Below are 23,099 nucleotides of genomic sequence, written 5' to 3'. Positions count from 1 at the left end.
GCTTTCCCTTAATCCTTACGGTAATTTTGTCTGTGTAATCTAAACCGACTGATGCTATGCATGTTAATGATGCATGAGCGACAAAATTGCTGGCCGTGACGGCTATGATGGGAGGTATCCTCCTATACAGGATCATGGACTGATCGGTAACTTGCATACCATAGCGCTGGTATCAATAAGAGGCACGATAAACTTCATGCCCTTTACGAGAATAGACAGCCCAACCATTTTCACTTCCCTGCTTGATGCAGATAAAGGCGGAAGCTTTAGCATTGATTGCCTTCATGATAATGTGACTCACAAGCAGATGTATCTGCCTGACACGGCCATACTCATGACGAGATTTCTGGCGGCAGATGGCGTGGCGGAGCTCATTGATTTCATGCCGGTTAAAAAAACAGAAGAGCGATGTAGCCTCATCCGGCGACTACGCATCGTGAGGGGGCAACTGACATTCCGTATTTCCTGTAGCCCTTCTTTTGGTTATGCACGGCACGGCTGTGAAATAGAAAAAGAAACATCTGCAGGTGCATATCTATTTAAGGATCCGACGGGGGAGCAAAATAATATACGCCTTTTTTGCGACCTGGACATGGAAGTAGCAAAAAAGGGGACAGAAACAACGATCACCCTAAAGGAGCAGGAAACGGTAGATCTGATAATGGAGGTGGCAGACCACCAGCAGGATCACCTGGATCCGGAGAGTAAGATGCAATCTACGATAAGCTATTGGAAGGAGTGGTCCTCAAAAAGTAACTATCAGGGACGATGGAAAGAGGAGGTCAACCGCTCTGCAATGACACTGAAGCTACTCACGAATTACCAGTTCGGGTCTGTGGTAGCAGCCGGCACCTTTGGCCTTCCTGAATCACCGGGTGGTACGCGTAACTGGGACTACCGGTTTACCTGGTTAAGGGACGCTGCATTTACGATGTATGCCTTTCTGCGACTTGGTTATATGAATGAGGCAGAAGGTTTCATGAACTGGATACGGAAGCGACTGGAGGACACGGAGCTACAGATAATGTACGGCATAGATGGCACCAAGGAGCTGGAGGAGGTAGAGCTAGACCACCTGGAGGGCTACCGTGGGGCTAAACCGGTACGTATAGGTAATGGTGCCTATCAACAGACTCAGATGGACATTTACGGAGAGTTTATTGATACGATATATCTGTATAATAAACATGGAGGCTCTATTAGCTACCAGTTCTGGAAGAAGGTGGAGAAGCAGGTGAACTTTCTCTGTGAAAACTGGAAGAAAAAGGACCACGGCATATGGGAGGTTCGCTCTCAGAAGCAGGAGTTTTTACACTCGCGCGTCATGTGCTGGGTAGCTCTGGACCGGGCTCTCCGGATTGCGGAGGACAGATCGTTTCCCAGTGAAACGTCCCGATGGAAGAAGGTAAGGGACGAAATCTATCGTGATATTTATGAAAATTTCTGGGATGAGGAAAAGGGGGCATATGTGCAATATAAGGGTGCCAAGGTCTTAGACGCTTCGGCGCTGCTATTGCCTCTGGTACGCTATATGAGCTCAAGTGAGCCACGCTGGGTAAGCACTTTCGAGCAGATAAAGAAGGAGCTTGTTACTGAGCCTCTTGTGTATCGCTATAAGGTGGAAGGAGAAGAGACTGACGGACTGGAAGGTGATGAGGGTACATTTTCGATCTGTTCCTTCTGGTATGTAGAGTGCCTGGCACGTATGGGCAACCTGGATGAATCTATCCTGAGCTTTGAAAAAATGCTTGGGTATGCCAACCACCTGGGGCTCTTCAGCGAACAATTGGGCCTGGATGGAAGCCAGCTAGGTAATTTTCCCCAAGCCTTTACTCACTTATCCCTAATAAGTGCTGCTTACCAGATAGATAAGCAGCATCATAAACTGAAAGACTGACATGAGTATTGAAAAAAAACTTAACGGACAGACGGCAATCGTAACGGGTTCCAGTTCAGGTATTGGCCGTTCTGTAGCCTGGCATTTGTCACAAGCGGGGGCTAATGTATGTATAAACTATCACAGCAGTGAGGAGGAGGCCCTGGAGCTAAAGGGTAATATTGAGAAGCAGGGTGGAAATGCGATAGTGGTACAGGCGGACGTGGGCGATGAAAAGGACGTTGACAAGCTGTTTAACAAAACAATTGAGGCTTTTGGGGGCCTGGATATCCTGGTATGTAATGCGGGTATCCAGAAGGATGATGCCTTCCTGGATATGTCGCTGGACGACTGGCAGCTGGTAATGTCCACTAACCTGACGGGTTCTTTTTTGTGTGCGCAGCGTGCGGCAAGGATCTTTAAAGAACAGGGAGACCGGGGCTTATCCTGCAGCAAAGGTAAGCTACTGTTCATGAGCAGTGTACATGAAAAAATACCCTGGGCAGGCCATGTAAATTATGCCACGGCTAAGGGTGGCATGAAAATGCTGATGCAGAGCCTGGCTCAGGAACTGGGCAGTATGGGTATACGGGTAAACAGCCTGGGACCGGGGGCGATCAAGACGCCCATCAATGAGGACGCCTGGAAAGATGATGAAAAGCTGAATAAAATGCTTGAATTAATTCCCTACGGCCGCATAGGGGAAACAAAGGATATTGGTAAAGCAGCGGTATGGCTCCTATCGGATGATGCAGACTATGTACATGGTACTACTCTGTTTGTAGATGGGGGCATGACTACCTACCCTGGCTTTATCGGTAATGGGTAATTATCAATAACCTTTATATAATTATTTGTCCTTGCTGCCTTTGGGTGGCATGATTTTTCGTAGGTTAGTATTATGTTCAATTAACCAAACAGCACTATGTACAAGATACCGGCTTTTTTATTAATCGTAACTTTATTTTTTAGTTGTGAATCCGGCGATATGAATAGCAGCTCAGAATTTCCCGACCTGGCTGGTAAGTGGGTCCTTTCAGATATAGAACCAGCTAATCCGGTGATGGAGTCTGCGGACTTATCCGACATGGACTTTAAAGAGTATTATGAATTTACTGAAGAAGGAAAGTTTAAGAAGTATCGTACTGACGGACTTTCTGCGGAAGGCACAGTAGGTATAAAGGAAACTGCAGAGGGGACTTATTATGTCCTTACTTTTAATGGGAATCCTGATCGCGAACTGATAAGCACATGCCAGGGGGAGAATGAAACGCTGAAAATAGAAGGTAACGAACTGGTAAATGATGGAAGAATGTGTGACAGGGCCCGATATTCATATACCATGGTAGAAAGTGAGGATTAAGCTGTTCATATAACTTATCATGCATTGTGCCTTTGATCCGGGGGGCCCGGGTTGAAGGCACAGTCATATACTATCGGTTATACAGCCATAGATTGGGGTTTGTATAATTGTACCTCTTATCATTATTCCAGCCGCTTTTAATCTCTCCTGTGTGGTACCTCTCACTAAGGGGTTATAACAGAAAAGCTATTTATCAGAAAAATACAACTACCATAAGGTTTTTGCTTCACAGACCTGAAAAGCAGGCTATGTATAGAAAGCCTATAGGATAGGTACAGGATAGGCGAAGTAGTTACGGAGGAGAAACGGAGCAGAGACGAAGGAGCTCGGGTATTATTCGGCCTGAACCGGTTGAAGCACCCCACTCTGAAATGGCCACCAATATAGGAAAAGTACTATAAACTACAGGGGAATCAGGATACTTTACTTTTATCTATACGTGTGTGGTAATAATGGCGTGCCATTAGGAATAGGTGTGGCTTTTCGCAGTATGGAATGAGGGTATGTTAAGGGGGTTCGTACATTAAACTATTTCAGGCAAGTGCCCGAAGTTTTACAACGCAGTTTTTTTGACAATCATATACGCTTGGGATGGTAGTTATGATTGCTGTGTCCGGAAGGGGAACATTTCCCAGATACCACTGTGGTATATTGCCTGCTGCTAATGTTTTTTACGGAGGTTGCTTTTTGAAATCATCCCTTTAAAAAGCCTGGTGGCCATGGTACGATGCTCAAACCATCGAATTTCGGACCACCGAAAGTCGGACCACCGAAAGTCGGGCCACCGAAAGTCGGGCCACCGAAAGTCGGACCATTTTGAGGGGGAGGTTAAGGTATTAGCCGATTTTCAAAGCAGACTTTCCAAGCTCTCAGGTTAATTCTCTCACCTCCTGACCCAGCAGGTAAGTAATCCGCTTATATTGTCGTGCATTAGTGTAGGGTTGTCTCCTATTTGCGTACTGTTTTTATTGTGCAAAAATATCGGGTGACAGTACCATGGGGACTAAGATAAAAGGGAGGCCGTTTCTACGGCTATGGGTGTGCATGCTCTGCCTGTTGGGCGTGTTTGGACAGGCTTCTGCCCAGTCTGGCGTGCAGGCCAGCCTGCAAATCTTTCCGCCCAACAGCGTCTACCTGAGCCACTACAGCCAGCCCGGCAGCCTGCAGGTGCAGCTCCTGCTGCGCGACCTCAGCGAGCCCAGCTACCCGGTGCAGCTCCGCTGGACCATCGAAGGCCCCGGCATACGGCTCAGCACGCGACAGGGCTACCAGGGCAACGTCATCACCCTGCAGGGCGGCATGCCCCGCCTGCTCTCCGCCCCCGAGCTGGCTGGTGGCTTCTCTGCCGAGGCCCTCGACTTCAGCGGCTACGACCGCAGTCGCTTCCTCCAAAGTGGCGGCCAGCTCCCGGAAGGCTTCTACCGCTTCACGGTACAGGCCTACGACTTCAGAAGGCCGGATGTACCTCTTTCTGCTCCCGCTACCGCCACCGCCTGGTTCGTCCTGGCCGATCCGCCCCTGCTCAACCTGCCCGCCTGCCACAGCCAGGTCACCTGGCAGCCTGGCCAGCCTTTGCTCTTCCAGTGGACCCCCATGCACCGGGGTAGCGGCCTTAGCGGCATCGCCTACGAATTCACCCTGGTAGAAGTGCGCGGTGGCCTGCCACCCGAAGAGGCGATGCGCAGCCTGCCTCCTCTCTACCAGACCGTCACCCGCCAGACCAGCCTCCCCTACGGCCTCGAGCTACCGCCCCTGCAGGAAGGCCTGGCCTCACTTACGCCTGGCGGGTTAGGGCACAGCTAAATGACCGAAGCGGTCCTCAGCTTACCGGTTCCCCCGAAGAGACCTTCAAAAACCAGGGTTACAGCCGGGTCTGCGCCTTCGTACCCGGCACCCCCGTGGCCGACCTGCCTCCCCTAAGCGGCCTCAGCGCCGAGGCCCTCAGCCACGTCCACGCCAAATTCTCCTTTGCCGGCTACCATAGAGACAACCGCCGCCAGGCCACCACCTACCGGCTGCAGTACCGCCCCACCCACCAGCCCGACTGGCCCTGGCGCAGCGTCGATATCACCGACACGGTCTTCATCGCCCGGGAGCTGGCTCCCGGTACCCCCTACGAAGTAAAGGCCGGCGTGGTGCGCAACGGCATCGCCTCCCAGTGGAGCCAGGTCACCCCCTTTACCACCCAGGCCCCGCCTGAGCAGGCCTGCTATGACGATGAAGGCCCCCTGCCCGAAATCACCAACCGGGAGCCCCTGCCCAATGCCCTGGTGGGTGACCAGATCGCCGTGGGCAAGTTCACCATGCGCCTGCAGGAAGTCCGCGGTGGCGACGGGGTGTTCAGCGGAAGAGGCACCATCTACGTCCCCTGGATGGGCCTTACCCTTCCTGTACAGTTCGACCGCATCGCCATCAATACCGACTACCGGATGACCGACGGGCTCGTCCATGCCCTCAGCAAGCCCCTCGATGAGTGGCGGGAAGGCATAGAAGAATTTTGGGAAGACCGGCAGCAACTGGCCGATACCACCATCACCGTCTCCGGCTACCTTGAAGCCGTCACCCTGAAAGAACCGGCCGAAGGCAATAACGAAGCGACCACCGACTCACGCACCTACGTGGTCACCCTCGCCAGCGGGGAGACCCTCGAGATCCAGCAGCCCCCCGGCCAGAGTGTGGCCGTTACCGACAGCCAGGGCCGCACCATCGTGATCGATGAGGAAGGCCGCATAGGCCCCATCCTCGAGCCGGAGGCAGACACGCCTGTACTCGCCACTGGCGACCGCATCAGCCAGCCCGTCTACTTCACTGCCTACGAGCACCAGCACTACGGCTTCGATACCCAATTGCATGAGGCCTACGCTGAGCACTATGAAAGCCTGCCACTGAGTGAGGATGAAAACAGCGAATACCCCATCGCCTGGAAAGCCTTAGCCACCGGCCAGACCGACAGAGTCACCCTGAAAGGCGATACCACCGACCTGAAGCTCTACACAGAAACAGGCCAGCCCGTACCCATCCTCGAAAAGACCGATGATGAGCACTACACCCTGCTACTCACCGGCCAGGGCGATAAAGAAGAAGGCTACCTGCAGGCCATACGCACCAATGCTGAAGACAGCACTGAGAGCCTCAGTGGGAAACTCAATACGGTAAGCTACGCCCCCGAGCACTTCACCCTGAAGGTAGTGCCCGTCAACGGGGCCGGCTACATGAAGCCCGACCGTGGGACAGACATCTTAAAAGCCCTGAAAGCCACCTATGGCCCCGCCGTAGTCAACTGGACCGTCACTTACGAGAAAGCCTTTACCGCCGACTACGACACCGATGGAGACGGCGCCCTGGACGACGGGAATACCGGCATGCTCTCCAACTACACCCCTGAGATGAGAAAGCTCATCAGGCGCTATGAGCAGGCGCATAAGACAGCAGAAGGCACCTACTACCTCTTCCTGGTCCACACCCCCAAAAGCGCCATAGACGAAGACGGAACGCACAACGCCAGGGCCGGCTTTATGCCCTACAAGCGCCAGTTCGGCTTCATCTTCACCTCCCGCATCGGTAACCCCGACCACTTCGACAAGACCATCGCCCACGAGCTCGGCCACGGCGCCTTCCGGCTCCCGCACACCTTCGTGGAGGCTCCCGCCCTGGAGGAGTGGGCCACCAAAAACCTGATGGACTACACCTTTTTCGGTACCGAGCTGCACAAACACCAGTGGGACCTCATCCACAACCCCCGACCCGTATGGGGGCTGCTCACCGGGGATGAGGAGGTGGCGATGAGTGACTACGCCCGTATCAACGCCCTGCTTGACTTTATCAGAGAGAATAAAGGAAACGCCACCCCTTATAAAAAGCTTGATTTTTATACCGGTCACTCGTGGAGCGATGTCGTACAACTTGCCGACTACGAGGGAGAACAGCTCCGCCTGTACGTCGAGCTGTCCGATAATGGCGTGCTTGACCTGGCCTATCCGGATGACATTTACCTCAAAACAGGTCTTTCCGTTGACCCCGAACGCCATACCCACACCGGCTTTTACCTCGACATACCCTACGCAGATAAAGAAGGCACCGCCATTCGCCTGTGGGCTTACACTTTTGAAGATTTTGAAAAGCTACTTCACAGGATAGGGTTTCACATTCCCTCTATCGCTCATCCATATTATCTGGACATCTACAAGCAAGCGATAGCCAATGCGGATGGCGACTGTGACAAGCTTGATGTCATCTACGAAACCATTCCCCCTTTCGTCGCCTCCGAATTACCGGATGAAAGCCTGTATCAGGCATTAATCTCTTTATCAGGCTGTATAATGGACGACGGCCTCTATGTAAACGGCACCAATGAAGAGATAGCCGTCATAAACATTCTTAAGGCCTATAGTGACAAGCAGGCGTTATACCAGACCCTGCATGACCACCCCGGCCTGGTCCATGATCTTTATGCCGGCCTGGATGGCGAAGACCTCAGCACCTTCGTCAACATCCTTTGGGAGTTGTCCAATCGCTTTGGCCCTGGGCAGACTGAGCACTTTATCCGCTTAGGTGAAGTGCCTGCGGAGGTTTATGAAGTAAACCCTGCCCACAGAGGCCTCGCCTATGTACTGGTAGAAGGCAGCCGGTTTAACAGCCGGAACCACCTGGGCCTGTACGCCTGCCTGGGCAGGCGTAACTTCGGCACCAGCGTCCAATGCTCGAAAGAGCAGCCCGGCATCGCCGATGTAAACCCCCTCGATCTGGTGAAGCTGCATACCGGCAGCCAGGAAGAAGTACTACTGGTCCCCGCCCTCTTCGTCTACTACCATGGCACCCAAAGCAACCGGGAGCACCTGATGGAAGTAATCAGCACCGGGTCTAACCTGTTAGGACTTGGCGCTGCTTCTAAAATACTGCTAACGCGTGGGGCTCCGGCCCTTTTACGTATGCTCGCCGTCATAGAGATAGGAAAGCTGGCCCTGGACGAAGCGATGGAGCGGTCCGATGTCCGGCAAGCCATTCGAGATGAAGGAGGCGATTGGTTTGTGGATAATTACTACTGGATCAGTATCACCGTAGACCTGACCGTTTTCAGTGCGGATGTGCTGACTGATTTAGTGACGAATGGCCGTAAGGCCAGCAAGGCCCTGCGCGCGCAGGGAGAGACCGAAGCTGCGGACAAGCTGGATGACATCATCGAACAGGCTGAAGAGGCGAAGAGAGTGAGGGGGGAATCCATGATTCCTGAGTCCCTTTTTGCCGGCTATCCGCACCTGAACGGCATTCGTAGCCAGGAGCTGATAGCCAAAATCCAAGGTCTGAACCTCGATGGCACGACCTTGTCCAAACTGGACGAAACCCTTTCAGATGCCAGCCTTTTGGCTAAATTTGAAGCCGAACCGGGGTTGGCTGAGGCGTGGGCAATTGTTAAAAATACTGGCTTTGATGATCTAGCAAGAAATACCGATGTTTTAGAGGAGGTAACTAAACTTGGTGCTAAAACTTTAGATGGAAATCCACTCGATATAGCCAAACTTTTTGATAATGGCTTGGGAAAGACCTTAAATAAGGCTTTAGTTGTAGATAAAACCAAGATACTTTCCAGAATCAATGAATGGGATGCCAGTAAAGTTGATGATTTAGCTAGACGATTAGGAAAGGACAATTATCCAAATCTAGCTGATGATTTGGCTGATCCTGATTTCTTTAAGCTTTATGACGATATAATTAATGATCCAGAAAATGCTCTGGATATAGCGAAAAAGGCAGGTGACGGAAATTTAATAACTACAGCCAAGAGTGCTTTTTTCAATGATATAACAAAGCTAGGAAAGGACTTTGAGGGTGTTGTGGCTCCTGCTCTTAGCCCCGGAGGGACATGGAGAAACAAGCTAAGTGATGTTGTTAAAAATAAATTTGGAATTGATGATTTGGGCTCATACGAAATGTATAAACAGGTACAATTCACTTATAATAAATCAACTGGAGACTATTTTGTATCAGATCAGGTTTTTGTGAAATATGGTTTTGATGCTGATGGTGATAAATTCATTGAGAATATCATAGTAATAGAAAGTAAACTCTCAGATGGGACAAAACTAACAGGTAATCAATCGGCCGCAAGAAATGTGTCAGAATACACTGTTAGAAGTAGACAATTTGTTGAGTTGAGTCAAGGTTTAGAAGTGAAGTCAAATAATTGGTTAAGAGCTTATGGAGATGGCTCCGGAAAAAATATTGTAGATATCACAGATGAGTTTAAATAAAGAAATGGAAAATATCATTCAAGATGTTTTTGGAAATGATTTTAATGTAAGGGTTTATAGTGATGCTTGCTATATAGAATTTTTACATAATGGGAATCCCGCCTCTATAGCTATAGGGATAATTACATATCCAGGGTCGATTGAGTTACACGAAAAATGTGCTATTTATAAAAGGTTTAATGAGGTTGAATCAATTTTACAACCAATATTAGACAAGTATAAAATCAATATCGGATTTTGGAAATCGACCATTTATAAGCCATTTGAGATTGGTCATCAAGAGTTTAATAGAACCGATTTTGAAGCTGTAAGAAATGTATTTGAAAAGATAAAATTAGAGAGTTTGACTCATAAAGCTAATTTTTTGGATCAATACAAAGAACTACACCAAGTTTACGAATCATCGGAAAAGATGGAAGTTAAAGAGATGGTGGGGTTTATTAGTCAACCACTTCCATTACGTAGAATGGTTATTAAAAAGCTCTGTGGGGATAGTGGTTTTGAAAGTTTTTGCAATCAATATATAGAATCATCTGAGAAGAAGGCAAAAGCAAAGCCCTCACAATTTAAAGGCTATGATAAAGCTGCTAAAGATCTATTTAATACATTGATAATCACATAATGCTTTGAATCTTCCTTTTAGCGATAAAAGCATCAATAACAGAGAAGATATTTTGTGAGACTGTTTCATAAAGTGTGTCAATAGGTAGTAAAGTAACTAACTTAAAGACACGATGAAGGATAAAAAAGAAGAGTTCGATAACGAGTGATTCAACCAACAGGCTTGCGAGAAGCTGCGAGGCAGTGACGATCTGTATGAGTTTGTCACCAGTTGGGAAGATATGTTTAGCCTGTATTTCCAGGTTGAAAATCAGATCAATGACTACCTTACCACACTCACCTCTCAGACACCTGTTGCCTATTATGAGCAGGGACGCTTGGTAATCCCAGTAGCCACCATAGCCCTCGAAGGCGTAACTCTGCTATCCAAATCAGCCAGGGTTAAAGCCATCCTGCGGTATATGGATGAGTTAAAAGCTCAGGGCAGGAGCAAATGGGCAACATTTACAGATAAATTAGACTTTCAGTTACTCAAAAAGCAACTTGCCAATAGAGGATTTGATCAGGCTACACTTGCCAGGCTGGAGAGAGACATCGAAGGAACAAATTTACTCCGTCATTTTAAGGACAATCCGGAACTGGCTGATGCCTGGAGGGTGCTGGACGATGCTAACTCTCCTCTTAAAACTAGCATTGATGAATTAACTAAAGTCACTAATAATATTGATGATGTTAGAGACTTAGGTTATACTCTTTGGAAGAAAGTAGACGGTTTAGGTTTAGGTGATGCCTTTACGCATGTTAAAACAAGGAAGGAGGCACCAAGAAGAAAAGGAATAGTTGGTTGTCACGATAAAACAGCCTTTTTTGATCAAAATATCATTAGAAGTGTAGATGCGTCTGGGAATCCAAGTTACGTACCACAAATAGGCAAAACAGCTGATGAAGTTGAAGAGATAGTGATCACAAGAAAAGTGCCTCATTCACAGGTTCCAGGTGTTGAAGTTGTGGAATACAAAATACCATCATTAAGTAATTCGAATCCACCTTTAACTACAGGTCAAATAAAGCCACCTAGTAACGGAGGAGTTAAAACGATATATGATCCTAAAATCTGGACAGATAGTAATTTGCAAAAAGCTGTGGATGAAGCGATCTTAGATTATGCAAAGAAAAATGGTGATTTTCTGGAAGGACAAGCTTTGATTGGAAAAACATCAGATGGATATGATATTGAGTTTTTCTATAGAAATGGAAACATTGAGACTTTTTATTTTAGATAAAAAATGAAATACCAAATTTTACAAGAAAGGTATAATCAAGCTAGTCATAACATTAGAATTATTTTCAAACCCGAAAATGAGGTTCTTAATGCTTTTTTTTCGACACTTAGAATTAATAAAACACCAAGTCTATTAGATAAAATTTCGAATTCAGAAAATTATTATCAGGAACTTATGTCTTTAAGGTTCTATAAAAACTTGGATTGGGAAGAATTAGAAGAGCTGTTAGAGATAGGAGGCATCAAAGAGGGTGAAGTTGCGATTTATCATGAAGTTTACGGAGAAATCACTTTAAACGAGTCAATATTTAAGCAATTAGTTTTAGACTATTCTCAAGAGCTATTAGAAGTATATAGAAATGATTCTTCTCTCCCCGATTCATGGGACATTCAAATGACTAATGGTATAATCAAATTAAAAAACAAGTCGAGTCAATCATAATTGCAGGTGTGAACATATTGTAATATATATTGTCACTCCTCCTTGCTCTGTATCCCTTGAGACTGTTAAGGAGGTTTTAACCAAGAGTTTTCCAGATTGGGGCGAACATGGAGCCCCGCAGTCTATCACCTCTAACATAAAAGTGAAAAAAATGACCAATTTCAAAACTGGTGAAATTATAAACTTTGAATAATGGCTATTAAACGCAAAAGAATATTGAAATCACTATATCAAAGAATCTCACACGATCCATTGTCATATAATCCCAACTGGAAATGGGATTGGCTTCCCTTAGACGTTCGAGAAAATTTTGATTTAATTAGGCCTAAACTTCAGGAATGGGAAAAAGACGGATATATCGAATTGGTCAAAGGAAAAGAAATAGCTATGATAATTAAGGGTGTACCTCCTGCAAACTCATTAAATGACTGAAATAGAAGCCTGGTTAAATGACCGGGCTTTTTTTATGAAGTGGGGTTCCTGACAGACTGAATCCTTGTTTTAGCGATAAAACGTCAAGGACGTCGATCTGTCTCATACTTTTGGCTTGGCCTACATCTATACAGATGCTTTTAATGACCTAAGGAAAAGCGTTTACTCTTCTCAGGAAGATCTGAGTCTTAACTGGGAGAGTGAGTGGGCTTTTACAGGTAAATATGACTACGGTAACACTCCCCATTTATTAGACCACCAGTTGGTTAGTTTTAGTTGAATTAGGTTTTGTTAAATGAAAGCTTCCGTATATACCTGAGAGAGCAGAAGTAAGGTAACACTCACCAGCTATCAGTCAAAGTTTTTCGGCCTGAGAATCCGTGAGCAGTACCTTGAGGATAAGAACATCAAGGGGGTGGACCTGCCCCGTACTTTTGGCTTGGCCTATATCTATGTAAGCCTGTAGCTATAAAACATACGGCTGCGCTTACTAAAAGAAAAGGAATAAAAACAGCCTGATCTTCAGACAATTGAAATAAAACGATAGTAAACCTCTACTTACCCCGCTGAACTAAGGCATGGGTGTCACGTTATTTTTTTTCCAACAAAATCCGATAAAATGCATTATATTAATTCAGAACCTAAATATATAATGCATGAAAAGACAAATTCCTGCCTCTAAACGCTGTGCCTTTCTCACTGGTATCGTCACCTCGCTATTAGTTCTATTGCCACTTCATAACCTTTTTGCCCAGGAAAAGAAGAGTGATACTGATGAGGAAGAGCGGTTGGCAAGTATTGCGATAACCTTGCCTGAAAACTACCTACTACCTGACAAAGACAGGCGTGCCGTGAAGCATTACGCCAAATTAGTAGATGAGCAAAACGATCATACGAGGGATATTCTCTCCTACCTTCCGATACTTGATCCTCCAAAAGCGTTTTATAAGTATCAGAGATATGTACTAGCCAGGCTTGAGGACGGGTATAAAGAGGCCGACTTGCCTGTCAAGTTGAGTTCTATACTGTTTGGTAAAGCATTAAGTGACAGCTTGATAATAGAAGTGATCCCTGTCCGGGAAAGGGCTGGCCCGGACCCGGAGCAACTTCATAAAATAGCGGGGAAATACGATATGCATTTGGTATTAGCTATCCCAACTCTTGAGTTATATAAAAAAGACGGGGTCAGGTATGCTAAAGCAAATATACTTCTATATGATAGCGAGAGTAAGGAGATTGTATTTGATGCGATCTTACAAACGGTTCCTAACAGAATAGCAGAAAACGAAATCTGCAAGGATAATGATTATGGATGCCGCCTGTCTGCTCTGGCCTTATTGATCTATCAATCTTTAGTTCCGATTATAGTGGAACAGAGTCCGGAACTTAAAAAAATAGCAGATCTGCATGACTCGAGGACAGCAGCGCTGATAACGGAATATGAGCTGGGGAGGTCTGATGAAACCATTGTTAAGGTTCTGAAAGAACGTATAGACAGCATCGGTACTGGCGAACACGTAGTTGGCCATACCTTGCTAAATCGTGACAAGGATAAGTTCATTGCCTTTGTTATGGCTGACGGAAGCAAAGAATATGATACCGGCCTGGTGCTGTATGATTCTTATACTGTGACGGGCATGCAGCATGAGAATAAGTGGTACATAGATCATCATGAAAGATTTCAGGTACCAGTAGAAGATGCTGAAACCCGCTCCCAGGCTACCTTTCTGATGTGGGCCGAAGGGATGGAAACGTACCTGTTTGAAAAAAATACGGCCTGGTTTAGCGACAGTTTATGGTCAGAAGGGCCATTTAAGCAGCTACCGGATATTAGCAAGGATATTCTTATTCCTGCCTCTGTGGAAGAAAAAAAGGCGGTATTTGTTTATAAAAACCTAACCGGAGAGTACAGACTGGTGGTGAGCGAAATCATAAAGCAAAGAGAAAGGGCCTTTGACCTGTTGCGTAATGGGATGAAGGAAACCCTGGTTCCCGAATTGATGAAACAGGCGGCTGCCACTATGGAAAATAAGCCCAGTCATATATATACGGACAAGGTGTATCCTATCTTCTCTCCATCGGGTGAATATGTGCTAATTCCTATGCTGGCAGAGTACGGGAATAAAAAGCGACAGACCTTCTACCTGGTATATCAGATCGAACAGGAAAGACTATATCTCTGGGAGGGGAACCATTTGGACACTGCCTTTACTGAAGACCCCCGGAAATTCAAAAAATTCACTATCTCACAGCTTGAATCACTAAGTACAGAAAGTGCTCCTTCGGTTGATTCAGATGCTTATTGGTCTGAAAATATAACCCTACAAGATGGAAGCGGCTATATGTATCTGCGAGAGGTGAAGGAGTAACTATTTTCACTGTTCCTCTTCCTGGTATTTACATGATTTTCGATTCGCGATCAGACCAAAAAAAAGAGGGGCCTGATGGCCCCTCTTTTTTCAAAGGTTTAACAGTTTGGCGTTTATTTCTTAATCACCTTGATCTGCTCCACTATGTCATTCTCCTGGCCAAGGCGCAGCAGATACATACCGGCAGGAAGTTTTTCCGCACCTACGGAGTAGGTAGATTGTCCGGTGATAAGGTCTAGTTCACTTTCCATAACAAGTGTGCCTCTCATATCGTACATTTTAACAGGAAGCTTACGGTCCTGATCAGATACAATACTGATACTTAGCTCATTATTGAAAGGGTTGGGATAAATCTCACTGATAGAGAAACCTTCTTCGTTAGGTGCCACGTTAGGCAATTCTTCGAGAGCCTGAACACCGGCACGCATGGCCTCTCCGCCACCAGGCAGACAGTATACACCATCTACGTCATATCCATCGGCATTGCCACTGCGAATACGTCCGTTAGGGTCGGTAGTATCTACGATCTTGATATACTGCGCCCACTCAAGTCCGCCACTGGCAAGGTCCACATCACCATCGTGACATACTTCACCAAGCAGGACATAGGCATCATTCACATCACCCTTAGCATACACATTGGCTGTTTCAGGGTAGTTATCGCAGGTATTACCAAAGAAGGTACTCTCCACTACGCGGAGGTCATTGCCCTCTAGATCGAATACTGCATAGTCCAGTTTCAGTTCAATAGAACCACCGTAACCAAGCGATACGAAATTATAGGCGTTATTCTCCTGGGGCATTCCCAGTGCCATGTGAGGGTTTGTACGACGGGGGGCGATGGCTCCGCCGTTCTTCTTGTTAGCCTGTCCGTAGCTTACTACTTCTGTAGCGACACAAGAGCGCAGGTCGGCCATTTCGGTAGACTCAGTAGTACCGTTGAGGCACATGAGGGCATCCAGGTCATAACCGTATCCACTAGGAACAGCGGCTTTATCTGTGATGCTGATGAACTTCACGTACTGAGCCCAGCCTAATTCACCGAGGTCTACGCTGCCGTCCTGGCATACGGTACCCAGGTAGAGGTAAGACTGACCGTCCTGTGAGGCAAATACCTGGACAGTCTCGGGGAAGTCTTCACAATTGCCATCGGCTCCGAACTTGGAGGTTTCATATACCATGATGTCGTCGCCTTCGCCGTTAGCAATTTTCTCGTTGAATCTCACTATCAGCTCTCCACCGAATCCAAGGGACACAAAGTTGTCGTCCATCAGACCTAATGCTGCGGAGGGGTCAGTATACTGATCAGGTATAGGCTTGCGTGCTGCGGAACCCTGACGGAAGTAAACTACTTCGGCAGGAGAACAGGGGGCTTCGATGGTAACCGATTTGACCACTTCGTCAAACTTGCTATCACAGTTGCCAAATACGCGCAGTGTAATCTCATACGTACCGGGAGCATCGAAACTTACTGAAGTTACTGGCTGTACGTCAGACTCCAGGTTACCACCTGGTGCGCTCCATTCGTATACAAGTGTATTTTCACTACTTGTAGCGTCAAGTTGAATAGACTCACCTACGAAGGCTGTCATATCACTCAGGGTGAATGAAGCAACGGGTACCTCATTAGCATCTTCCACACCACCTACGGCAATAGCCAGGTCAGCAGGAAGGCCGATACCCCCATAGGTTAGCCATCCGCCCTGATATACAAAACCACTTGCTGCGCCTGAAGAACTGCCAATGGCACCCAGGTTTACAGCAACTTCGTTCATATTATCGTACTGCAGGCGGTATCCTACGTATAGTTCTCCATTTGCAGGAACGGTTACAGACTCGTCCAGAAGGATAGTATACTCATCATTACCGCCTTCTATATCAGTATTGGCAATAAGGGTAGCGACGGGCACATACTGAATATGCAGCAATTCGCCAGGGGTACCATCTTGGCCTACACTCCACACTGTCACACCCATTTCGCTTTCAGCGCCGGCATCCAGGTCCAGGCTGAGGAATGAATAAAGTACGCTGTTTACGGCTGCGCCGGGCTCCAGAGAGAAGCGACGGGCATAATCGGAAACGTTGAGGGCATTGTGACCGGAAACGCTACCTCCTGCAGTGAACGTAAAGTTACTGAAAGGGGTGGCAAACGGCTTACCAGCCTGGAAGCAGTCGTCACCAGGAGCAAATACAGTGATGTAGTCATCTTTGATCTCCACTGCGGTCTGTCCATCTGCTGCCTGTGAGCGCAGACGTACGTTGAATGTTCCTACCTTATTAAAGGTAACAGCAGGGTTTGTCTCTGTAGATCTCAGGGGATCACCTCCCTCAAAGTACCAGTCATAATTGGTAGCATTCTGAGAAAGGTTGGTGAACTGAACGGTAGTGCCGAGCGGAACGGTGATAGCATCTGCCTCAAAATCAGCAATAAGCTCACCTTCACAATCGCCTACACGAACGAAGCCTTCCTCAGACACTCTGAGACCGACGGGGATGGTCACACCATCTTTCTCCACATCTACCATATTAGTAGCTCTGAGTGTAGGCATGTATTCACCGGCTGCAGGGTATACTACTGTAAAGGTTTCTCCTGTACCTGATTCAGGGTTTCCGCCAGGGGTTTCCCACTGAAGCATATCGGCCTGAGTATAGGAAGACGCATCGAGCATAAGCTCATCTGTCGTACACAGCTCGTCTGCTGACTGGGTGAAATCACCGGAAGGCAACAGGGCAGGGTCTGCCACTACAGGGAACATAAGCATGGTAAAGTCGAAGTTACCTCCACCCGCGTCGTTATAAGAGCGCCAGTTGTCCTGGAAGAACAGGTAGGTACGCAGACCATTTGAGAGATAATGGTGAACAGTCACCACATCACCGGTACCGTAGTTTATTTCCAGTCCAATGTAGAAGTTACCGTCATCCGGAATATCCACAGGATTATCAAATACAAAATCATGATAAGCAGGCACTGTGCTACTGCCGCTGCCTTCTATATCATTGAGGTTGTAGGCTTGCTTATAAAGCACATCACCGGGCTCTTCCTCACTGTTGAAGTCCCAAACCACTACGCTAAGTGTAGAATTAGGGCCGCCAGCTATGGCACGCAAGAATGAGAAACGGGCGCCTGTGATAACGCGGTCGTCGGGGTAGCTGAAGCGGTTGGCAAACATAGGAATGTTATTGCCACTGTGTCCGCTGATAGTAGTAGCCCCTATGGCTTCTTCAAATGGGTAGTCCAGGATGTCGGCAGGAAGTACAGACTGTACATTTACCGCACCTTCCATGGTGTAGCTGTTGGTTCCGCCCTCATCGGTTACGGTAAGGGTTACATCGTACATACCCGGAGCCGAATAGGTCACCTGAGGGTTTTCTGCAGATGAAGTAGAAGGTGATCCACCAGGGAACGACCAGCTATAACTCACATTAGCCGTAGTGGATGATTCATTGATCATCTGAACGGGCTCGTTTATAAAGGTCTCCTCCTGGAAATTTTTCACTACAAACCCGGCTACCGGCTCCAGGGCTGTTCCTCCTGCTGCTACTACGGCAGCATAGGCATCTATTCTTCCTGCTCCCAGTTGCTCCTCGAAGCCAGGGTTTTTCAGGTCGACATTATCAGCCGTATTTTCCAGCAGCGCTTCAACTTCTGCAGGAGTTAGGGAGGGGTTTTGAGCCAGAACAAGGGCCGTAAGGCTGGCTACATGAGGGCTTGAGAAAGAAGTACCGCTACTGTACTGGTAGGTACCGTTAGGGTCATCAAGATTAGGCGCTGTACTTAATACACTGCTACCGGGAGCTGCAATGTCCACCCAGTCACCAAAGTTTGACGATCCGCTACGCAGATCATTAGAAGTGGTGTTAGCTACAGCAATCACATTGTCATAGGCCGCAGGATATTGGACCACATCGGCACCATCATTACCAGCCGCGGCAATGAAGACCATTCCCTGGGAAGTACCATAATTAATCAGGTCCTGGTAGGCCTGGGAGAATGATGAACCTCCGAATGACATATTCACCACCTGGGCACCGGCTGCTACTGCATACTGTACGGCACCGAAGGTGTTATTAAGTGAACGAACATTAGTGGTTTCGTTGATGGTCGCTTTTACCGCCATGATCTCTACCTGGTTGTAGGAGGTAGTCGCCTTACCAATACCGTTACCAGTTACTGCGCCAACAATACCTGCTACAAAGGTTCCGTGGAAGAAGAATCCGGGGCGCGCCTGGTTTCCCTGTCCGGGGGTAGGAGTAATGGGAGGGTTGGGATCGTTATCATTATCAGCCGCATCCCATCCGCGCCAGTCATCCACATATCCGTTACCATCATCGTCGATACCGTTAGAGGCCTTATCATTGCCCTCAGCGTCCATCCCTGTTTCACCGGGGTTGATCCAGATGTTATCGGCCAGGTCTTCGTGAGAAGTAAGCACGGCATCATCCACCACAGCTACTACTATACGACCGCTGCCGGTAAAGGCATCAAAAGCGCGGAAAGAATGCGTACCTGGAAGGCTGTACTGAAGTCCTACAAGAGGATCATTCGGCACTTCCATACTGTAATAGATAGGCGCACGCTCGGCGTATACTACACCGGGTACATTTTGCAGCTCTGACACCAAGTCAGAGGCAGTACTCATTTTCTGATCCACTGCAATGGTATAGATACCCGCCACATCGGCAGACTCTGCACCAGGCAGTGCTCTTTGAAAAGATAGTACGGCAGGATTAGCCAGTGTTGAAGCCACCCTGTTAGCCATACTGGATTTACCCATTACGGCATTTTTTTCAGCTCTGTTAGAGAACTCTCCAACAGCCACTCTATCCAGGTTTTCGAATTTCACGAAAAGCCTGTCCTCAGCATATTGAGGCAGCCCCTGAATTGGTTGCTCGTTTTCACCCCTTTCCACCAGGTTTTCCTCACTAGGCTGGAAGTAGACCTTTTGGGCCTGAACTCCATGTAAGATTGAGGTGGAAATGAAGAGAAAAATGAAAAGATAAAGTTTCCTCATTCGCTTTCAGTTATAAAATTAGTCAAGGATTGTAAGACAAATGCTAATACTAGCGGGAATAAAATTAACGTAGTTATCGGTATTCTAAAACAATTTCATACCATTTTTTATATTTTTTGTAAAATAATAAGGGGAATTACCCTTTAAAATGTCCTCTACAATTCCGTAAGCCCCAGACAATTGAAAATAAAAATATTAATATAAGCAGCCATAAAATACACACGTACTTTTTGCAAATCCAAAATTATATTTTCAAAGCAGTTAATTAACTGTCTCAGGCCTCCAAATTGTCACCCGCAGGACAAAATCCAGAAGTCAAGAACCAGGTAGTTTTCCTATATTGAGAGCCTACTTTACAGCATGGAAAATATTGTTATCATCGGCAACGGAATCAGTGGTATAACCTGTGCCCGGCATATTAGAAAGCATAGTCGCCACAGGATTACGGTGATCTCCTCCGAGACCAAATACTTTTACAGCCGTACGGCCCTCATGTATATTTATATGGGCCACATGACGTATGAGCATACTAAGCCGTACGAGGATGATTTTTGGGAAGACAACCGCATCACACTGGTACAGGCACATGTCAGGGATGTGGACACGGATGCCCGCCTGCTGGAAACCGAAGAGGGAGACCATATCTCTTTTGACAAGCTTGTGATTGCCACAGGCTCTGCACCGAGGCTGGGGGGCTGGCGGGGTGAAGGACTCAAAGGTGTACAGGGTCTGTACGGCATGCCTGACCTGGAAAAGATGGAAAAGTACACGAAAGGAATAGAGCGGGCAGTCATAGTAGGCGGAGGACTGATAGGTGTGGAGATGGCTGAAATGCTCCTCACCAGGAATATCGGGGTGACCATGCTGGTAAGGGAAAAAGCCTACTGGGCAGGTGTACTACCTCCTGAAGAAGCCGAAATGGTATCCCGCCATTTGGTGAAACATCATGTGGACCTGAGACTTGAAACGGAGTTAGGGGAAATCCTGGCTGATGCTGAGGAGCGGGTGGAAGCCGTAGTCACTACGGCTGGGGACAAAATACCGTGCCGGTTTGCAGGGCTTACAATCGGTGTGCAGCCAAACATCCGGTTTCTGCAAAACAGTGGCATAGAAACGGACCGCGGGGTGCTGGTGAATGAATACTTTGAAACCAACATACCCGGCATCTATTCCATAGGTGATTGTGTGCAATACCGTACTCCACCAGATGGCAGGAAAGCAGTGGAGCAGATCTGGTATACGGGACGCATGCACGGAGAAACGCTTGCCATGACGCTGAGCGGCAGCAAGACTGCTTACAGGCCGGGTATATTTTTTAACTCCGCTAAGTTCTTCGCGATCGAGTACCAGGTATATGGAGACCCCAAGGCCAGCCTGGCGGCAGGGCATAAATCGGTCTATTGGGAACACGCTGGGGGAGAAAAGTCTATTCGGATTACTTACCACCCGGAAACGGGACAGGTGAGCTCCTTTAACCTGATGGGTATACGCTACCGCCATGCAGTCTGTGACCGCTGGATAAGGACAGGCACTCCTGTTTATACCGTATTAAAGCACCTTGAAGAGGCTAATTTTGACCCTGAGTTTCATGGGAACTATGAGCAGGAGGTAAGGAAGGTCTACAATAAGGCTCCCTATAAAGGGGAGGTAGTGCCCGTAAAACGCAAAAGCAAAAACCTGGTAGCCAGACTATTCGGATGACAGATATATGATGAAGGCAATTGAAAACACCGGACTTATTCTTTACCTGGCTGCCTTTGGGCTGTTTGCAGGACTGTTTTTCGCAGGGGACTACAGGCTTACTGATGAACTGGTAAGGGAGGCGATAAGGGATGAAAAGCAACAAACCCGATTCATAGAGAACGCTTCCTTTATGATGGAGCAAATCTATGAAGATAAATTCGGCTTCATCTCTGACCTGAATAAAGCATTTGCCTCGGCCAATACTCGTATCAGCGAAGACTTTGCGATCAAGCAGGGAGAGGTTGAAACCATCATAGCCGCCGCCTCACGGGAGGGTCCGCTTACCTTTTCGCTAAGTGAGGCTCAAAAGGGTCTGGAGGGTGATGAACATACGCTGGCCTTTAAGCAGAAGATCCTCTCAGACTATGGGGGCTGGCTGGATGGCAGGTCGTACAGCACGCCTGACGGTCTTCGCAGCAACCTGCAGGAGACAGTAGATAACATCAATCGAGACATCGTAAAGCAGCGGGGATTTAACCGGTACACGAAAAAGCGACTGGTGCTGACCCTTACGCGCAGGGCTACGGTGGGGCTGGTTACGGAACATACTACCTTACTATTCATTCTGACATTCGTAGTTGCCTCTATGGGGGGGCTGCTGTATAATTTGCCGAAGCTGCAAACCACTGAACCGGGTATTCAAAACGATGGCATTTTCTTCAGTAAAATGAAAAACCGGGGTTGGCTTGGTATTGCTACAGGCACGTTCCTTATTCTCTTTTATGTACTCCTCTATTTCTACCCGGAGTATATGACTAACTGGATTATCCTGGCTGATCCGCTTAGTAACTTGCTTAATGGCGGCGAAGCTTCTGAGTTTTTCCTTTATGGGTTCATCTATACTCTGTGCATACTTGTCATGGGGGTGCGAATGCTAATCAGGTACAGGCATAGCCGATACCATATCATCCGTACGCTATCGGTGATGTTCTTTCAGACAGCTTTTGCGTTTCTCATACCGGAGGTGCTTGTACGTCTGAACTACCCTTACTATGACTTTAAGAATATCTGGCCACTGGACTATGATTTCTTCTTCAGCTCCAGCCTTAACCAACTAATAGAGGGTGGTACGCTGGGCATGTTCATGCTGGTATGGGGTATTATCCTGATTATTATCGCTGTACCGCTGTTTGTGTTCTTTTTCGGCAAAAGGTGGTACTGCTCATGGGTTTGCGGCTGTGGCGGCCTTGCGGAGACCCTTGGGGATCCCTACCGGCAGCTTAGTGACAAATCTTTAGTTGCGTGGAAAATAGAACGGTGGACTGTACATGGCGTTCTCGTACTGGCAGTGGTCATGACAGCAGGTGTGCTATACACCTTTTTTACGGGAGCCTCGACGCTGTTGGGCATTAGTACCTACACGATCAGCGAGTGGTATGGCTTTGCGATAGGGGCCATGTTTGCCGGCGTGGTGGGGACGGGTTTTTACCCCTTTATGGGCAACCGGGTGTGGTGTCGTTTCGGATGTCCACTTGCTGCCTACCTGGGTATTGTGCAGCGTTTCAGAAGCCGGTTCCGCATTACTACTAACGGAGGGCAATGTATCTCATGCGGCAACTGCAGCACTTACTGCGAAATGGGTATAGATGTACGCTGGTACGCTCAGCGCGGCCAGAATATCATCCGGTCGAGTTGTGTAGGGTGTGGCGTATGTGCCAGCGTTTGCCCGCGGGGTGTGCTTAAGCTGGAAAATGACGACCATAGCAACCGTTTCGACTCTCCTATTCTTATAGGCAATGACTCTGTACGCATATCTGAGTAACCAAACCAA

The 23,099-nt window shown here is 47.6% G+C and carries 13 protein-coding genes; 12 read left to right on the top strand and 1 reads right to left on the bottom strand.

The genetic code is table 11. From position 1 onward, the window contains the following. Positions 1 to 73: 73 nt before the first annotated feature. The 10 genes from AB9P05_RS15000 to AB9P05_RS14955 all read left to right on the top strand — a co-directional run bounded on the left by AB9P05_RS15000 (position 74) and on the right by AB9P05_RS14955 (position 14,573). A complete protein-coding gene (locus AB9P05_RS15000; protein ID WP_371909646.1) occupies positions 74 to 1,897 on the top strand; it encodes a glycoside hydrolase family 15 protein in 1,824 nt (607 codons plus the stop codon). 1 nt (position 1,898) lies between these two features. Next, positions 1,899 to 2,705 carry an SDR family oxidoreductase gene (locus AB9P05_RS14995; RefSeq protein ID WP_371909645.1) on the top strand — a complete coding sequence of 269 codons (807 nt, stop codon included), beginning with the start codon at positions 1,899 to 1,901 and terminating at the stop codon, positions 2,703 to 2,705. A gap of 96 nt (positions 2,706 to 2,801) precedes the next feature. Continuing rightward, positions 2,802 to 3,239, top strand: coding sequence for a hypothetical protein (locus tag AB9P05_RS14990; RefSeq protein WP_371909644.1), 438 nt, complete (start codon positions 2,802 to 2,804; stop codon positions 3,237 to 3,239). 996 nt (positions 3,240 to 4,235) lie between these two features. Then, positions 4,236 to 5,042, top strand: coding sequence for a hypothetical protein (locus tag AB9P05_RS14985; RefSeq protein WP_371909643.1), 807 nt, complete (start codon positions 4,236 to 4,238; stop codon positions 5,040 to 5,042). A gap of 95 nt (positions 5,043 to 5,137) precedes the next feature. After that, a complete protein-coding gene (locus AB9P05_RS14980; protein ID WP_371909642.1) occupies positions 5,138 to 9,487 on the top strand; it encodes a fibronectin type III domain-containing protein in 4,350 nt (1,449 codons plus the stop codon). After that, positions 9,474 to 10,109: a hypothetical protein gene (locus AB9P05_RS14975; protein ID WP_371909641.1), complete on the top strand. Its 636-nt coding sequence runs from the start codon at positions 9,474 to 9,476 to the stop codon at positions 10,107 to 10,109. The genes AB9P05_RS14980 and AB9P05_RS14975 overlap by 14 nt, the downstream gene beginning before the upstream one ends. A gap of 220 nt (positions 10,110 to 10,329) precedes the next feature. Then, the gene (locus AB9P05_RS14970; RefSeq protein ID WP_371909640.1) at positions 10,330 to 11,331 is read left to right on the top strand and encodes a hypothetical protein; all 1,002 of its coding nucleotides are present in this window, start codon (positions 10,330 to 10,332) and stop codon (positions 11,329 to 11,331) included. A 3-nt stretch (positions 11,332 to 11,334) separates the two neighbouring features. Then, positions 11,335 to 11,772, top strand: coding sequence for a hypothetical protein (locus tag AB9P05_RS14965; RefSeq protein ID WP_371909639.1), 438 nt, complete (start codon positions 11,335 to 11,337; stop codon positions 11,770 to 11,772). Between the two features lie 192 nt (positions 11,773 to 11,964). Continuing rightward, complete coding sequence (locus AB9P05_RS14960) at positions 11,965 to 12,204, top strand: hypothetical protein (RefSeq protein WP_371909638.1); 240 nt, start codon at positions 11,965 to 11,967, stop codon at positions 12,202 to 12,204. Positions 12,205 to 12,860: 656 nt separating this feature from the next. After that, positions 12,861 to 14,573 carry a hypothetical protein gene (locus AB9P05_RS14955; protein WP_371909637.1) on the top strand — a complete coding sequence of 571 codons (1,713 nt, stop codon included), beginning with the start codon at positions 12,861 to 12,863 and terminating at the stop codon, positions 14,571 to 14,573. A gap of 113 nt (positions 14,574 to 14,686) precedes the next feature. Here AB9P05_RS14955 and AB9P05_RS14950 read toward each other — a convergent pair whose 3' ends face one another. Further along, positions 14,687 to 19,585 (bottom strand): S8 family serine peptidase, encoded by a 4,899-nt coding sequence (locus tag AB9P05_RS14950; RefSeq protein ID WP_371909636.1) that lies wholly within the window; start codon positions 19,583 to 19,585, stop codon positions 14,687 to 14,689. A gap of 360 nt (positions 19,586 to 19,945) precedes the next feature. Between AB9P05_RS14950 and AB9P05_RS14945 the strand changes: the two genes are divergently transcribed. Both AB9P05_RS14945 and AB9P05_RS14940 read left to right on the top strand, forming a co-directional pair. Continuing rightward, positions 19,946 to 21,286, top strand: a complete 1,341-nt coding sequence (locus tag AB9P05_RS14945) for an NAD(P)/FAD-dependent oxidoreductase (protein ID WP_371909635.1) — start codon at positions 19,946 to 19,948, stop codon at positions 21,284 to 21,286. Positions 21,287 to 21,296: 10 nt separating this feature from the next. Then, the gene (locus AB9P05_RS14940) at positions 21,297 to 23,090 is read left to right on the top strand and encodes a 4Fe-4S binding protein (RefSeq protein ID WP_371911360.1); all 1,794 of its coding nucleotides are present in this window, start codon (positions 21,297 to 21,299) and stop codon (positions 23,088 to 23,090) included. Positions 23,091 to 23,099 lie beyond the last annotated feature (9 nt).

The sequence above is a fragment of the Roseivirga sp. BDSF3-8 genome, assembly GCF_041449215.1.
Taxonomy (GTDB): Bacteria; Bacteroidota; Bacteroidia; order Cytophagales; family Cyclobacteriaceae; genus JBGNFV01.
Note: the sequence above shows the minus strand (reverse complement) of the source record. Positions and strands in the feature narration are given on the sequence as shown.

What these genes read in the sequence shown, in the direction of transcription:
- AB9P05_RS14990 (WP_371909644.1), top strand. Translation starts at nt 2,802, where the DNA reads ATGTACAAGATACCGGCTTTTTTATTAATCGTAACTTTATTTTTTAGT.
- AB9P05_RS14950 (WP_371909636.1), bottom strand. Translation starts at nt 19,585, where the DNA reads ATGAGGAAACTTTATCTTTTCATTTTTCTCTTCATTTCCACCTCAATC.
- AB9P05_RS14940 (WP_371911360.1), top strand. Translation starts at nt 21,297, where the DNA reads ATGAAGGCAATTGAAAACACCGGACTTATTCTTTACCTGGCTGCCTTT.
- AB9P05_RS14945 (WP_371909635.1), top strand. Translation starts at nt 19,946, where the DNA reads ATGGAAAATATTGTTATCATCGGCAACGGAATCAGTGGTATAACCTGT.
- AB9P05_RS14955 (WP_371909637.1), top strand. Translation starts at nt 12,861, where the DNA reads ATGAAAAGACAAATTCCTGCCTCTAAACGCTGTGCCTTTCTCACTGGT.
- AB9P05_RS14985 (WP_371909643.1), top strand. Translation starts at nt 4,236, where the DNA reads ATGGGGACTAAGATAAAAGGGAGGCCGTTTCTACGGCTATGGGTGTGC.
- AB9P05_RS14965 (WP_371909639.1), top strand. Translation starts at nt 11,335, where the DNA reads ATGAAATACCAAATTTTACAAGAAAGGTATAATCAAGCTAGTCATAAC.
- AB9P05_RS14975 (WP_371909641.1), top strand. Translation starts at nt 9,474, where the DNA reads ATGAGTTTAAATAAAGAAATGGAAAATATCATTCAAGATGTTTTTGGA.
- AB9P05_RS15000 (WP_371909646.1), top strand. Translation starts at nt 74, where the DNA reads ATGAGCGACAAAATTGCTGGCCGTGACGGCTATGATGGGAGGTATCCT.
- AB9P05_RS14960 (WP_371909638.1), top strand. Translation starts at nt 11,965, where the DNA reads ATGGCTATTAAACGCAAAAGAATATTGAAATCACTATATCAAAGAATC.
- AB9P05_RS14995 (WP_371909645.1), top strand. Translation starts at nt 1,899, where the DNA reads ATGAGTATTGAAAAAAAACTTAACGGACAGACGGCAATCGTAACGGGT.
- AB9P05_RS14970 (WP_371909640.1), top strand. Translation starts at nt 10,330, where the DNA reads ATGTTTAGCCTGTATTTCCAGGTTGAAAATCAGATCAATGACTACCTT.